This is a genomic window from Micromonospora sp. B006, from assembly GCF_003408515.1.
Classification (GTDB): Bacteria; Actinomycetota; Actinomycetes; order Mycobacteriales; family Micromonosporaceae; genus Micromonospora; species Micromonospora echinospora_A.
The window spans coordinates 4,118,301-4,131,818 of record NZ_CP030865.1 but is presented as its reverse complement, the minus strand read 5'-3'; the positions used below and the strand labels follow the sequence as shown (position 1 = coordinate 4,131,818).

General features: G+C 72.9%; 13 protein-coding genes. 7 read left to right on the top strand and 6 right to left on the bottom strand.

Annotated elements, in window-relative coordinates; genetic code table 11:
• Positions 1-59: 59 nt before the first annotated feature.
• From MicB006_RS18375 to MicB006_RS18360, 3 genes are all read left to right on the top strand, one after another.
• Positions 60-1,256 (top strand): helix-turn-helix domain-containing protein, encoded by a 1,197-nt coding sequence (locus MicB006_RS18375; protein WP_091421336.1) that lies wholly within the window; start codon positions 60-62, stop codon positions 1,254-1,256.
• 468 nt (positions 1,257-1,724) lie between these two features.
• Positions 1,725-1,904 (top strand): hypothetical protein, encoded by a 180-nt coding sequence (locus MicB006_RS32375; protein WP_116507751.1) that lies wholly within the window; start codon positions 1,725-1,727, stop codon positions 1,902-1,904.
• On the top strand, positions 1,901-2,140 hold the full coding sequence (locus MicB006_RS18360; RefSeq protein WP_091421332.1) for a hypothetical protein: 240 nt from the start codon (positions 1,901-1,903) through the stop codon (positions 2,138-2,140). The genes MicB006_RS32375 and MicB006_RS18360 overlap by 4 nt, the downstream gene beginning before the upstream one ends.
• 4 nt (positions 2,141-2,144) lie before the next feature.
• Here MicB006_RS18360 and MicB006_RS18355 read toward each other — a convergent pair whose 3' ends face one another.
• The 4 genes from MicB006_RS18355 to MicB006_RS18340 form a co-directional block, all read right to left on the bottom strand.
• On the bottom strand, positions 2,145-2,654 hold the full coding sequence (locus tag MicB006_RS18355; protein ID WP_116507750.1) for a hypothetical protein: 510 nt from the start codon (positions 2,652-2,654) through the stop codon (positions 2,145-2,147).
• A 102-nt stretch (positions 2,655-2,756) separates the two neighbouring features.
• Entirely contained in the window at positions 2,757-4,472 is a 1,716-nt protein-coding gene (locus tag MicB006_RS18350; RefSeq protein WP_225980409.1) for an ABC-F family ATP-binding cassette domain-containing protein, read from the bottom strand.
• 201 nt (positions 4,473-4,673) lie between these two features.
• Positions 4,674-6,521 carry a glycoside hydrolase family 15 protein gene (locus tag MicB006_RS18345; RefSeq protein ID WP_116507748.1) on the bottom strand — a complete coding sequence of 616 codons (1,848 nt, stop codon included), beginning with the start codon at positions 6,519-6,521 and terminating at the stop codon, positions 4,674-4,676.
• 76 nt (positions 6,522-6,597) lie between these two features.
• Complete coding sequence (locus MicB006_RS18340; protein ID WP_116511578.1) at positions 6,598-7,563, bottom strand: NAD(P)/FAD-dependent oxidoreductase; 966 nt, start codon at positions 7,561-7,563, stop codon at positions 6,598-6,600.
• Between the two features lie 79 nt (positions 7,564-7,642).
• Here MicB006_RS18340 and MicB006_RS18335 point away from each other — a divergent pair, with 79 nt between their 5' ends.
• Both MicB006_RS18335 and MicB006_RS18330 read left to right on the top strand, forming a co-directional pair.
• Positions 7,643-8,227, top strand: coding sequence for a helix-turn-helix domain-containing protein (locus MicB006_RS18335; protein WP_116507746.1), 585 nt, complete (start codon positions 7,643-7,645; stop codon positions 8,225-8,227).
• A 52-nt stretch (positions 8,228-8,279) separates the two neighbouring features.
• On the top strand, positions 8,280-9,077 hold the full coding sequence (locus tag MicB006_RS18330; protein ID WP_116507744.1) for an alpha/beta fold hydrolase: 798 nt from the start codon (positions 8,280-8,282) through the stop codon (positions 9,075-9,077).
• A gap of 1 nt (position 9,078) precedes the next feature.
• Here the strand turns inward: MicB006_RS18330 and MicB006_RS18325 are convergent, their stop codons facing one another.
• Together MicB006_RS18325 and MicB006_RS18320 are read right to left on the bottom strand one after the other, a co-directional pair.
• A complete protein-coding gene (locus MicB006_RS18325) occupies positions 9,079-10,506 on the bottom strand; it encodes an MFS transporter (protein ID WP_116507742.1) in 1,428 nt (475 codons plus the stop codon).
• A gap of 74 nt (positions 10,507-10,580) precedes the next feature.
• Positions 10,581-11,039, bottom strand: a complete 459-nt coding sequence (locus tag MicB006_RS18320) for a MarR family winged helix-turn-helix transcriptional regulator (protein ID WP_073831885.1) — start codon at positions 11,037-11,039, stop codon at positions 10,581-10,583.
• Between the two features lie 131 nt (positions 11,040-11,170).
• On the opposite strand from MicB006_RS18320, the gene MicB006_RS18315 reads away from it, so the two are divergent.
• A complete protein-coding gene (locus MicB006_RS18315) occupies positions 11,171-12,022 on the top strand; it encodes a universal stress protein (RefSeq protein ID WP_192900306.1) in 852 nt (283 codons plus the stop codon).
• 221 nt (positions 12,023-12,243) lie between these two features.
• On the top strand, positions 12,244-13,458 hold the full coding sequence (locus MicB006_RS18310) for an ROK family transcriptional regulator (RefSeq protein ID WP_116507738.1): 1,215 nt from the start codon (positions 12,244-12,246) through the stop codon (positions 13,456-13,458).
• Positions 13,459-13,518: the final 60 nt, after the last annotated feature.

The following is a 13,518-nucleotide window of genomic DNA, read 5'->3' as shown; positions in this document are numbered from 1 at the left end:
CGGTCGACAGAATGGCGGCCGGGTGAGTTCGCCGGGCCTCTTGAGCTTGGAGCTGGGCTATGGCTTCCTCCGTCGATCCGCGCTTCGGGGCAGCTCTGCGCGAGTTTCGGGAGCGGCGTGGTCTGTCGCTTCGGTCCCTCGGGCAGCTCGCCCATCGAAGCAAGAGCCATCTGCACGAGCTGGAAGCAGGGCTCAAGGCTCCGACTGTCGACACGGCGCGCCACTTGGACCGGATTCTCGACGCCGGAGGTGTGCTTGCTCGGCTGGTCGATGCGCCGATCGACCATGCGGCCGAGGCGGGCGAGTTGCGGGCGAGGGTTGCCGCCAGTGATGTCAGCGGTGAGGTGCTCGAACGGATCGAGCAGGGCGTCGACGACCTCGCCACCTCCTATCCGACTATGGCGCCGGCGGATCTGTTGCCGCTGGTGCGGCGACATCTGGCCTATGTGGTGCGGCTGCTGGACGGACGGGTCACGCTTGCTCAGCAGCGTCGGCTGTTGGTTGCGGGCGGTTGGTTGGCGGTGCTGCGGGCCACCGTTCACATCGACCTGCGGCAGCGCGGTGCGGCGGCTGCCCATCTGCGTGCTGCTCGTGAGCTTGCCGAACACGCCGAGCATGCGGAGATCCAGGCGTGGTGTCTGGAGACCCGGGCCTGGGACGTGTTGACGCAAGGTGACTACCGGACGGCACTCGATCTGTCTCATCAAGCACAGCGGGTCGCGCCGAAAGGCAGCTCGGCCAGGATTCAGGCGACTGCCCAGGAAGCTCGCGCGTGGGCGCGGATCGGTGATGTGGCCGCCACCCGGCGAGCGCTGGAGCGGGTGGAGCGGTTGACGGCGAATCTGCCCGTTCCGGAACGGGCCGAGCATCACTACCGCTACGATCCCGCGAAGGCCGCCGCCTATATGGCCACGACGTTGGCGTGGGCCGGTGACCCGGCTGCCGAGCAGGTGGCGCGGGCGGTACTGACCGATCTGGACCCGCACGGTGATGGGGGAGCGCGTCCTCGCCGTTCCGCGTCGGCGCGTCTCGACCTCGGACTTGCCCTGGTCGCCGCCGACCAGCCGGATGAGGCGGTTGCGCTCGGGGCGCAGGCGGTGGCGTCCGGGCGGGTGGTGCCGTCGAACTGGTGGCGAGCCGCGGAACTGCTCGCGAAGGTGGAGCAGTCGGGCGTGCCGGAGGCCGCGATGTTGCGTGACCTGTGCGTCGAGTACGCCCCCACCCGCCGATCGACAGCGGACAGCACACCTGGTTAGCGGACAGTCACCTCCTGGATCGTGGACGCGCTCGGCGTGACGCTGGATCTCCACCGGGCGCGGATAGGCACATCAGCAGGTGTCCTCCGTGCCCTCACCACGGAGGGCCGGACAGATGACGGTGACCATTGGGCTCCTGCGACGGCTCGTCGGTCGGTACCTTCCGCCGTCGACGGTGTCCGGCTTCGGCGAGCGCATCCAGGCGATGGAGCAGGAGATCGCCAGACGTCGTTTGCTGGACCAGGCGCGAGGCGGGCAACGGTCCCCGGACGGCGATGCCTCGCGGGAGCGCCGCGTCTCGTACGACGCGTACCTGTCGGCCGCCGCGTTGACGTTCGCCCGGCGGCACCGGCCGGTGTGGTGCTGGCGGCGGTGGCGACGGGTCTGCCGGTGCGGAGCCGAGCTGCCCTGTCATACGCGGCATCGGATTCCGATCAATCGCGGTCACTGGCCACAGGCGAGTGACGAGTGATCGGCGGGCCGGAGGAGACGATCCTCGCGGTACACGTGCGGGGACTCGACGGCATGTGTGCCGGGTGCCGGGTGTGGTGGTCGCGGCTTACGCCGTACCCGTGCTGGCAGGCGGAATGGGCGACGAGTCGGCAGGCGCGGGCGATCACCGCGCGGTTCTTGGAGGGTGCGCGGTGACCACCCACGGCCCGGTCATGCCGGTCTGGAGCTGCGGCGGCTGCGACCTGCCGTGGCCGTGCCCCACCCGCAGGCGGGAGCTGCGGGCGGAGTACGCCGGTGCGCCGGTGTCACTGGCGCTGTATCTCGGCGCCTACCTCGTGCAAGCCTCCGAGGACATGCCCTGGGCACCTGCCGGCGCACTGCACCGCCGTTTCGTCGGGTGGACCCGGGAGGCCGGTCCGCAGGGGTGGTGACTGCTCAGACTCGTCGCTCCCGCAGCCGCCGCCGGAACCGCATCCACTCGGCCGGCACGACGAGGCAGCCCGCCACCGCGGGCGGTACGGTCACCAGGAAGTCCGGCCACCGCCAGACCGGCGCGTCCGCTTCCCGCAGGTGGGTGGGGTGCCGGGGGTCGTACCGGACCGCTATCACGTCGCCCGCGGCCGGCCGGTGCACCGGGTTCTCCAGGATCGCCGTCGCGCCCACCGGCCCCGACAGGTAGACGACGTTCAGGGACTTGCCGCGCCCTTCGTAGTTGGCCCGCACCACCTGCGCGTCGCCGATCCGGCCCCTGGTCTCCAGCGTGCGGTTCTCCCACACCTGCCATCCGACGAAGGTCAGGAACAGCGCGGTGAACAGGGACGTGACGAGCAGCCAGAGGCCAGCTGTCAGCACGGTCGCCCCCTCGCCCCGTAGCAGGCCGAGGACGACCTCCTCGTAGCGCGAGGGGCGGCCGACGGGGCCGGTGCCCGCTCCGTCGACAGCCATCCCGCCGCTCCTTCGCCGACTGCCCCGGACATCCACGGTAGCCAGCGAGTCCAGTCCGGTGAGGAAGGGGTGGCGAGAAGTCGATATGACTGAGAGGCATATTTATGACTCCCAGTCATATCGCTCGGAAGTGACCGAACGACCTGACGCCGCCGGGGCTGTGAGCGGCAGCGTGGGCCAGGCCGCGAGGTCCTGGAGCATCTGCCGGTCGTGGGTGGCGACGACCACCGCCGCCCGGGTCGTCAGCAGGGCGGCGGTGAGGTCGTCGACCAGCGGCGCCGACAGGTGGTTCGTCGGTTCGTCGAGGATCAGCAGGTCGGGACGTTCGGCCAGGCGCAGCGCCAGGTTCAGCCGCCGTTGCTGTCCGTGCGACATCCGGCCGACGGGGGTACGCCGGGCCTCGGCGTCGAGCAGGTTCGTCGCGCTCAGCGGCAGGGCCGTGCCGGAGCCGACGCGCCCGCTGGAGCGGAGCCGGCCCACGTGCTGCTCGTACAGGTCGTGCGCGAGCAGCGCCGGCGGCCAGTCGGGCACCTCCTGACCGAGGTACGCGACGCGCGCGCCGGACAGGTGCCGGACCTCCCCGGTCGACGGCGTGAGGTCGCCGGCCAGCACGGAGAGCAGCGTCGACTTGCCCGCGCCGTTGGGTCCGGTCACCAGCAGGCGGTCCCCGCCGTCGAGCGTGAGCGTGACCCGGGTACGCAGGCGCCCGGCCACCGTGACGTCGTGGCATCGCAGGATGGGCAGTCCGGCACGGGTGTCCAGCGGCGGCCAGCGCAGCGGCTGCGGTGGCTCCGGCACGGTGACGCGGTGCGCGTCGAGCGCCTCCTGCCGGCGGCGCAGCGCCTGGACCAGTCCGGGCGCGCGGGACTGGCGCTGGTGCTTGCCGTGCCCCTTCTCCGGCCGCCAGCCGGTGCTGAGCCGGTCCCGCGCCTCCCGTACCCCGTCGGCCAGCCGCTGGTGCTCGGCCTGCTGCGCCTCGTGGTCGCGTACCCAGTGCGCGAAGTCGCGGCGGCGCCCGTCCTGCCAGGCGACGTAGTCCCCGGCGTAGCGGCGCGGGCGCCCGTCCGCGCTGGGGTCGAGGTCCAGGAACTCCGTGGCGACGTCCCGCAGCAGGGCGCGGTCGTGGGTCACCAGCACGACGCCGCCCGGGTGGTCGCGTAGCCGGGCGGTGAGGAAGGCCAGGCTGTCGGCGTCGAGGTGGTTCGTCGGCTCGTCCAGCATCAGCAGGTCGACCCTCGCTCCCAGCAGGCACGCCAGCCGTACCCGGTAGCGCTGGCCGACGGACAACGTGGCCAGCTGCCGGTCCCGGTCCGGGCACGCGTCGAGGCCGGCCAGCGCCACGTCGACGCGCCGCTGCGCGTCCCAGGCGTCCAGCCGGGTCGCCGCGTCGAGCGCGGCCGCGTACGCGTCGTCCGCGCCCGCCCGGCCCTCGGTGAGCGCGATCGTCGCCTCGTCGAGCGCCCGCAGCGCGCGTTCGGACTCCCGGATCGCCTCCCGGACGAGCGTGCCCACTGTCTCGCCGTGGCGCGACTCCAGGTTCTGCCGGGCGACGCCGATCGTGCCCAGCCGTTCCACCACGCCCTGGTCGGGCGCGATGAGGCCGGCCAGCACGTGCAGCAGGGTGGTCTTGCCGCGGCCGTTCTCGCCGACGACTGCGAGGCGGGAAGCGGCGGAGACGGTCACGCTGACGTCGGACAGCACGACCCGGCCGCCGCGTACGACGCGGACGCCGTCGGCCCGCACGTGCGCCCGGTGCCCGGCGGGCAGCGAACCGCCCGAGGTGGATGGGGAGGAAGGAATGTTGTCGAGGTTGTGCACAGTCCGCTCTTCGGCTCGTCGTGGAGCCGGGCAGCGCGAGGACACCGCCCGGCGGGAACGCCGGGACGGCGGAGCAGAGCTGGTACGTCAGAAGAAGCCGGTCACCCTGCCGCCGTCAGCGGAGGGACCAGGGCTTCATGACAGCGGCGTAGAACCTCATGCGGTCAACACTACCCGGGGCCGGGCCGGAGATCGCCGCAGTTATCGGCGGCGGCGGGCGTCGGCCTCGGCGTCGAGCAGGTCGTTCACCGCCAGCGCCGAGTTGATCAGAGCGAGGTGGCTGAACGCCTGCGGATAGTTGCCGATCTGCTCACCGGTGGCGGCGATCTCCTCGGCGTACAGGCCGAGGTGGTTGCTGAAGGTGAACATCTTCTCCAGGGTGAGCCGGGCGTCGTCCAGCCGGCCGGAGCGGGCCAGCGCCTCCACGTACCAGAACGTGCACATGTTGAACGTGCCCTCGTGGCCGGGGAGCCCGTCGGGGGAGTGGACCGGGTCGTACCGGTGGACCAGGCTGTCCGAGACCAGGTCCCGCTCGATCGACTCGAGGGTGGACAACCACAGCGGGTCGGTGGGCGTGACGAAGCCGACCGCCGGCATGTAGAGGAGAGCGGCGTCGAGCACGTTCTCGTCGTACGCCTGCACGAAGCTGCCGCGTTCCCGGTGGAAACCGCGGGCCATGACCTGGTTGTAGATCCGGTTGCGCTGTTCGGTCCAGCAGCTCATGTCCCCGGGACGGCCGGTCCGGGTGGCCAGCCGGATGGCCCGGTCCAGCGCCACCCAGGACATCACCCGGCCGAACGTGTAGTTGCGGGGGTGGTGGCGGCTCTCCCAGATGCCGGCGTCGCGCTGGTCCCAGTTGTGGCAGAGCCAGTCGATCAGGCGCACGGTGCTCTTCCACACCTGGTGCGACACGCGGATGCCCTGCTCGTCGGCGAGGTGCATGGCGTAGAGCGCCTCGCCGTGGATGTCGAGCTGGATCTGGTCGGCCGCGCCGTTGCCGATCCGCACCGGACGGGAGCCGCGGTAGCCCTCCAGGTGGTCGAGCACCTCCTCGTGCAGGTCCGAGGACCCGTCCACCCGGTACATGATCTTCAGTGGGTCCTGGTGGTCGCCGGCCTCCCGGATGCGTTCGTCGAGCCAGTCCATGTACCGGCTGACCTCCTCGGTGAACCCGAGGCCGAGCAGCGCGTGCACGGAGAACGAGGTGTCGCGTACCCAGGTGTAGCGGTAGTCCCAGTTGCGGGAGCCGCCGACCAGCTCGGGCAGCGCGGCGGTCGGCGCGGCGATCATCGCGCCGGTCGGCGCGTACGTCATGAGCTTGAGCGTGATGGCCGAGCGCTCGACCATCTCCCGCCAGCGCCCGGTGTAGCGGGAGCGCTCGACCCAGCGCCGCCAGTAGTCCCGGGTCCACTCGAACATGCCCTGGACCTCTTCCGGCGGGATGATCCGGGGCTCCTCGCTGCCGGTCTCCAGGACCACCCCGCCGGTGTCGCCCTCCTGCAACGTGCCGTAGGCGATCAGGTCGCCATCCTCCATGCGGATCTCGCCGGTCTTGGCCCAGAGCTGCCGCACCGGATCGATCGGGTTGAAGGCGAGCGTCGCCGACCGGCTCCGGAACAGGTAGCCGTTGCGGTGCCGCTCCAGCTCGTGGCTCTCCCGGGCGAAGTCGAAGCGCGGCCGGCACTCCACCCGGAAGCGCATGGTGCCCCGCACCATGTTGACCATGCGTACGACGCGGTGCGAGTCGGTGACCCGCTCGCCGGTCACCGGCATGAAGTCCATCACCTCGGCGACGCCGTCCGCGCTGATGAACCGGGTGATCAGGATCGGCGTGCCGGGCAGGTAGAGCTGCTTCGTGACGTATCGGACGTCGTGCGGGGCGATCTGGAAGAAGCCGCCCTTGTCCTTGTCCAGCAACGCGCAGAAGATGCTGGGCGAGTCGAAGCGCGGGGCGCAGAACCAGTCGATCGTCCCGTCACAGGTCACCAGGGCCGCGGTCTGGAGGTCGCCGATGAGCCCGTGATCCTCGATCGCCGGATAGCTCTTCACGTCGCCCCCCCAGGTTCCGACTGCCCTCTCCGACTCAACCTAGGGGAAGAATTGTCAGGTTAGAGGCGATTCGTGCTCACCCACCCTCCCGCACGCCACGCCGGGCCTCGACCGCCCGCCGGGTCTCCTCGTTCACCAGGTCCGCGTTGATCATCGCCGCGGTCCGGGCGCCCGCAGCCGCGGCGGCCCCGACCTGCGCCGACAGGTCGGTCACGTTGCCCGCGACCCACACCCCGGGAACCTCGGTACGCCCCGACTCGTCGGCCGGCAGGTACTCGCCCATCCCGCTGGGGTGCGGTTGCGGGCGCAGGCCCAGTCCGGCCAGGAACCCGGCGCGCGCCACCATCCGGGGCGCGACGGTCAGCACCTCGCGGTCGACCGTGCGGCCGTCGCGCAGGCGTACCCCGGTCACCCGGTCCCCGGCCACCTCGACGGCCGCGACCTCGCCCTCGACCACCGGCACGCCGCGGGCGGCGAGCTGCTCGGCCTGCTCGTCGGTCAGCGGCGGCGCGGTGTGCCGCAGGTAGACCACGTCGTCGCTCCACTGCCGGAACAGCAGCGTCTGGTGCACCGACATCGGGCCGCTGCCGATCACCCCGATCGGCCGGTCCCGCACCTCCCAGCCGTGGCAGTACGGGCAGTGCACCAGGTCCCGGCCCCAGCGCTCGCGCAGGCCGGGCACCTCGGGCAGTTCGTCGACCAGGCCGGTGGCGGCCAGCACGTGAGCGGCGCGTACCCGCCGGCCGTCGGCGAGCGTCACCTCGAAGCCGTCGCCGTCGCGGCTCACCGCCTCGACCTGGCCCTCGGTCAGGTGCCCGCCGTAGCCGCGCACCTCGTCCCGGCCGCGCGCCAGCAGTTCGGCCGGCGGCACGCCGTCGTGGCCCAGCAGCGCGTGCACCCCGTCGGCGGGCGCGTTGCGCGGCCCGCCGCCGTCCACCACGAGCACCGACCGGCGTGCCCGCGCCAGCATCAGCGCGCCGCTCAACCCGGCCGCGCCGCCGCCGATCACCAGTACCTCGTAGTCCTCACGTACCTCGGTCATCGTGACCACCTCCGCGACCAGACTGCGGCGGGGGCGGGCGGAACCGCAAACTCTCTTGCTGATGTGGCAAAATGGTGGCATGGACGACGAGCTCGACCAGGCCCTCGACGCGGTCGGCCCCCGGCTGCGCGCGCTGCGGCGTGAGCGGGACACCACGCTCGCCGACCTCTCCGCCGCCACCGGCATCTCGGTGAGCACGCTGTCCCGGCTGGAGTCCGGCGGTCGCAAGCCCACGCTGGAGCTGCTGCTCCCGCTCGCCCGCGCGCACGGCGTGACGCTGGACGAGCTGGTCGGCGCCCCGCCCACCGGCGACCCGCGCATCCACCTGCGGCCGGTCGCCGCGTACGGGATGACCATGCTGCCGCTCACCCGCCGGGCCGGGGGCATCCAGGCGTACAAGCTGATCATCCCGGCCGGCGGCCGGTCCGAGCCCGAGCCGAAGACCCACGAGGGGTACGAGTGGGTGTACGTGCTCAACGGGCGGCTGCGGCTCGTCCTCGGCGAGCACGACCTGGTGATGGTCCCCGGTGAGGCGGCCGAGTTCGACACCCGCGTGCCGCACTGGTTCGGGCGTGCCGACAGCGAGGCGGTGGAGTTCCTCAGCCTCTTCGGCAGCCAGGGCGAACGCGCCCACCTGCGCGCCCGCCCCCGCGCGTCGAGCTGAGCGGCGACCGCAAACGCGCCCGCGGCGGCATCGGCGGCGCGACGATCGGCGGGTGAGCTATGCGGAGGCCGGCGGGCTGCGGATCTGGTACGAGGAGCACGGGAACGGCAAGCCGCTGGTCCTGCTGCACGGCGAGTACGGCTCGACGGAGACGTTCGCGCCGATCCGCCCGGCGCTGGCCACACGCCGGCGGCTGATCGCCGTCGACCTGCAGGGCCACGGCCGCACCGCCGACGTGGACCGGCCGCTGCGGTACGAGTCGATGGCCGACGACGTCGCCGCGCTGCTGCGGCACCTCGGCCTGCCCCGGGCCGACGTGCTCGGCTACTCCCTCGGCGGCGGGGTGGCCCTGCGTACCGCGATCCAGCACCCCGACCTGGTCCGGCGCCTGGTGCTGGTCTCCACGCCGTTCCGGCGGCACGGCTGGTACCCAAGGACGCTCGCCGCGATGTCCGCCCACGACGAGCGCGTCGCGCAACAGATGCGCGGCACCCCGCTCCACGAGCGATATGCCCGGGTGGCGCCCCGCCCGCAGGACTGGGCGGCGCTCTGGGCCCGCGGCGGCGAGCTGCTGCGACGGGACTACGACTGGTCCGCCGAGGTTGCCGCGCTGCCGATGCCGGTGCTGCTGGTGTTCGCCGACGCGGACGAGATCCCGGTGAGCCACGCGGCGGAGTTCTTCGGCCTGCTCGGCGGCGGCCACCGGGACGCGGGCGGCGACGGAACCGACCGTCCCGCGTCCCGGCTGGCGGTGCTGCCCGGACTGACTCACTACGACGTGCTGACCTCACCCGCGCTACCGGCGGCGGTGCTGCCGTTCCTCACCCACCCGGCGCGCGCCCCCGGCTGACTCAGCCCACCAGCGCCGGGGTGTCCGCGTCCGCCGTCGTGTGCGGGCGCAGCAGCGCGTACGCGAGCCCGACGGCGACCAGGAGCAGCCCGGCGCCGATCGCGAACGCGAGGTGGAATCCGCTGGTCAGCGCGGTGGCCCGGTCGTCGCCGAGCGCGACCCGGTCCGCGGTGCGGGCGGCGGCCAGCGTGGACAGCACCGCTACGCCGAACGCCATGCCGAGCTGCTGGGTGGTGTTGAACAGCCCGGAGGCGAGCCCGGCGTCCCCGGCGCCGGCGGCGGACATGCCGAGCGCGGTCAGCGCCAGCAGCACCAGCCCGAACCCGCCGGCGAGCAGCATCACCGGCAGCACGTCGGGCAGGTAACTGCCGTCCACCGGTATGCGGGCCAGCAACACGAACATGGCCACCAGCAGCACGAGCCCGGCGATCAGCACGGCCCGCTCGCCGAAGCGGGCGTTGAGCCGGGCCGAGACGCCGAGCGACACCGCGCCGATGACGACTGCCGCCGGGAGCAGGGCCAGCCCGGTGCGGGTGGCGTCGTAGCCGAGCACCTGCTGGAGGTAGAGCGTGACGAGCACCTGGAACGCGAACGTCGACGCCACGGTGAGGATCTGGACCGTGTTCGCCACCGCCACGCCGCGCGAGCGCAGGATCCGCAGCGGCATGAGTGGGCGGCGTGCGGTCGCCTGCCGGACGACGAAGCCGGCGGCCAGCGCGACGGCGAGGGTGCCGAGGCCGAGCGTGTGCGGTGACGTCGCCCCGTACCGCTCGATGGTGACCACCGTGTAGATGCCGAGCACCAGTCCCGCGGTGACCAGCAGCGCGCCCGCCACGTCGGCCCCGGCGGCCAGGCCGAGGCCCCGGTCGGCGGGCAGCGTACGGACCGCGAGCGCGATTGTGGCCAGGCCGATCGGCAGGTTGATCAGGAAGATCGAGTGCCAGCCCAGCGCGTCGGTGAGCAGGCCGCCGGCGACCTGGCCGATGGCCGCCCCGGCGGCGCCGGTGAAGGCGAACACGGCGATCGCCCGGCCCCGCTCGGCGGCGTCGGGAAAGAGCGTGACCAGGATGCCGAGGCTCACCGCGACCGCCGCCGCGCTGCCGACGCCCTGGAGGAAGCGGGCCGCGACCAGGGTGGCGGGCGAGTCGGCCGCCCCGGCCAGCACCGACGCGGCGGTGAACAGCGCGGTGCCGCCGAGGAACAGCGCCCGGCGTCCGAGCAGGTCGCCGAGGCGGCCGGCGAGCAGGAGCAGGCTGCCGAAGGCGATCAGGTACGCGTTCACCACCCAGCTCAGGCCGGCCGGGGAGAAGCGCAGGTCGCGCTGGATGGCCGGCATCGCCACGGTGACGATGCTGCCGTCGAGAATGGTCATCAGGGCGCTGGTGGCGAGCACGCCGAGCGCGATCTGACGCGAGCGGGGAGCGGACATGGAGTCCTCCTGTCGAGAGGTGCGACAGGAGGGACCGTAACGGATAGTCCCGTCACAGACAATCTCTTTGGGAACTATTGGCGGGCGCGGCGCGCCGGTTTCGGGCTCGGCACCGGATTGGCCAGGTGGCCGGCGGTCAGGCGCTCCAGCGCGCGCAGGAAGACGTCCCGCTCGTCGTCCGGCAGGCTCGCCAGCGTCTCGGCGTGCACCCGGTCGACGATCTCCTGGCTGCGCGCAGCGACCCGGGCGCCCTCCTCGGTCACCGCGATGATCCGGGCCCGCCGGTCGGTACGCGACGGACGCCGCACCGCCAGGCCGGCCCGCTCCAGCGCGTCCACCGTCACCACCATCGTGGTCTTGTCCATGTCGCCCATCTCGGCGAGCTGGATCTGCGTACGCTCCTCGGGCAGCGCGTGCGCCAGCACACAGTGCATCCGCGCGGTCAGCCCGATCTCGGCCAGGGCCGCGGCCACCCGGGTGCGCAGCACGTGACTGGTGTGGTCGAGCAGGTACGACAGGTCCGGGGTGCTCATCCGCCCAGCGTACCGACGGGTCCGTGGCGGATGATCCCACGCGGACCCGCTCCGGCCGCGGATACGATCTTGTGGGATGTCGTCGGTAAGAGAGGTTTGGTGCGGTGAGCGACGTGCACAGCAGGCAAGTGATGGTGGGTTACGACGGGTCCCCGGCCGCGAGCGCCGCCATCGAGGCGGGCGCGCTGCTGTTCCCCGGCGCGCACGCATGGATCGGGCATCTGTGGACGCCACCGTTCGCCAGCGAGGAGCTGCGTAAGCGCCTCTGGACCGGCAAGCGCAACATCAACGCGTTCGTGGAGGCGATCGAGCGCGAGGGCGGCCGGGAGGCCGACCGGCTCACCTCCGTCGGCGTGATGCTGGCCCGCGCGGCCGGCTGGGACGCCGAGCCGCTCGTGTGCCGCAGCTACGGCGGGGAAGGGCTCCGGCTCGCCGAACTGGCCGACGAGAAGCAGACCGACGTGCTGCTGCTCGGCTCACGCGGGCTGGGCGGCGCCCGGGCCGTGCTCGGCAGCGTCTCGGACATGGCGGTGCACTACAGCCCGCGGCCAGTCCTGGTGGTGCCGCACCCGCTGCTCACCGACGAGCACGACGCGCTCGCCGCCGGCCCGGTCGTGGTCGGCTGGGACGCCTCCGCCGGCGCCGAGGCGGCGCTCGACGCCACCCGGCGCCTCTTCCCCGAGCGGGACGTCGTCCTGGTCGCCGTCGACGGCGAGGAGGGCGAGACGCCCACGCCGGACACGGCCGGTGGACAGGTCACCACCGTGCGGGTGAGCGCCGGGCGCGGCGCCCAGGGGCGCGCGGTGGCCGAGGCGCTCTCCGCCGTCGCCACCGAGCACAAGGCGAGCGCGGTGGTGGTCGGCTCGCGCGGACGCACGGCGATGCGCAAGATCCTGCTCGGCAGCGTCGCCATGGCCACCCTGCACCGCGCCCACCGGCCGGTGATGGTGGTGCCGCAGAGCCCGGTCCGCGAAGCGGAGTAACAGTCGGCGTAGCCCGAGACGACGCAAGCATCACGGGTGCCTCCCCGCCGGGGAGGCACCCACTTCGTCACCGGCGCCCGCGGCGCAGCCGCCGGTACACCGAACGCCGGTCGGGCCGCCGATGGTTGAGGCAGCCGTCCCCGGAGGCGGGCGCTGGCACGCGTCGATGTGCGGCAACTATTCTCGAGTCACAAGCCAGTCGCCGTCTGACGGAGTGGTCGATGCGGAAGGGCCTGGTCGCGGACCGGCATGCGCAGGGGGACGGCCGCAGAGCCAACCTCGGCGCGCTGCTGCGGCGCGTCCACCTGACCGGCCCGGTCACGCGCGTCGAGCTGGCCGAGTGGATGGGCGTCAACCGCAGCACGGTCATGGCGCTCACCGCGGAACTGGCGGCGGCCGGTCTGGTCCGGGACGTGGCGGCCGGCGGCAGCGGACGAGCGGGCCGACCCTCGCTTGTGGTCCGCCCGGCCTCGGACACCGTCTACGTCCTCGCCTTCGACATCGCTGTGGACCGGCTCGTGGCCGCCCGCGTCGGGCTCGGCGGCGTGGTGTCGGCCCGCCTGGAGGCGGAACGGCCACGGGCCGGGGCCGACCTGGACTCCGTGGTCTCGGTGCTCGCCGACTTCGGGCGGGCGCTGCACCACGCCGCGCCACCCGGATCGGTGTGCGTCGGTGTCGGCGCGTCGTACTGCGGGATGATCCGGCCCGGCGACGGCATGGTCCGCTTCGGACCGGACATGGGCTGGGTGGACCAGGCGTTCGGCGCCGAGCTGGCCGGGCGGCTGGATCTGGGCCTGCCCGTCCTGGTCGGCAACGAGGCGCACCTGGGCGCGCTGGCGGAGCATCAGCGGGGCGCCGGAGTCGGCGTGCAGAACGTGGTCTACCTGCACGGTGACGTGGGCGTCGGCGGCGGGATCATCGTCAGCGGTGAGCTGCTCGACGGCGACGGCGGGTACGCCTCCGAGGTCGGGCACATGCTCGTGAACCCGTACCAGGGGCGGCCCTGCGGCTGCGGCTCGCGCGGATGCCTGGAGGCCGAGGTCGGTGAGCGGGCGCTGCTCGACGCCGCCGGCCGCCCGGCGGGGGAGAAGGGGCGTGAGGCGGTACGGGCCGTGGTGGCCGCCGCCGCGCGGGGCGAGCCGGCCGCCCAGGACGCGCTGCGGCACATCGGTGACTGGCTGGGCATCGGCGTGGCGAACGTGATCAACCTGTTCAACCCCGGCGTGGTGATCTTCGGGGGCACGCTCAGCGAGGTCTTTCCGGTCTGCGCCGACCACGTCCGCAGCCGGATCGCGGCCAACGTGCTCCCCATCTCGCGCGACAAGGCCCGCCTGCGGGTCAGCGCGCTCGGCTACGACGCCACCTTGATCGGCGCCGCCGAACTGGGCTTCACCCCCTTGTTCGCCGACCCCCTGGGCGTCCCCGCCTCCGGGTGAGCCAACGCCGCGCGTCGGTGCTTCGCCGATCTTGGAGTTGTGGCGCCTGGGATGTCGCTT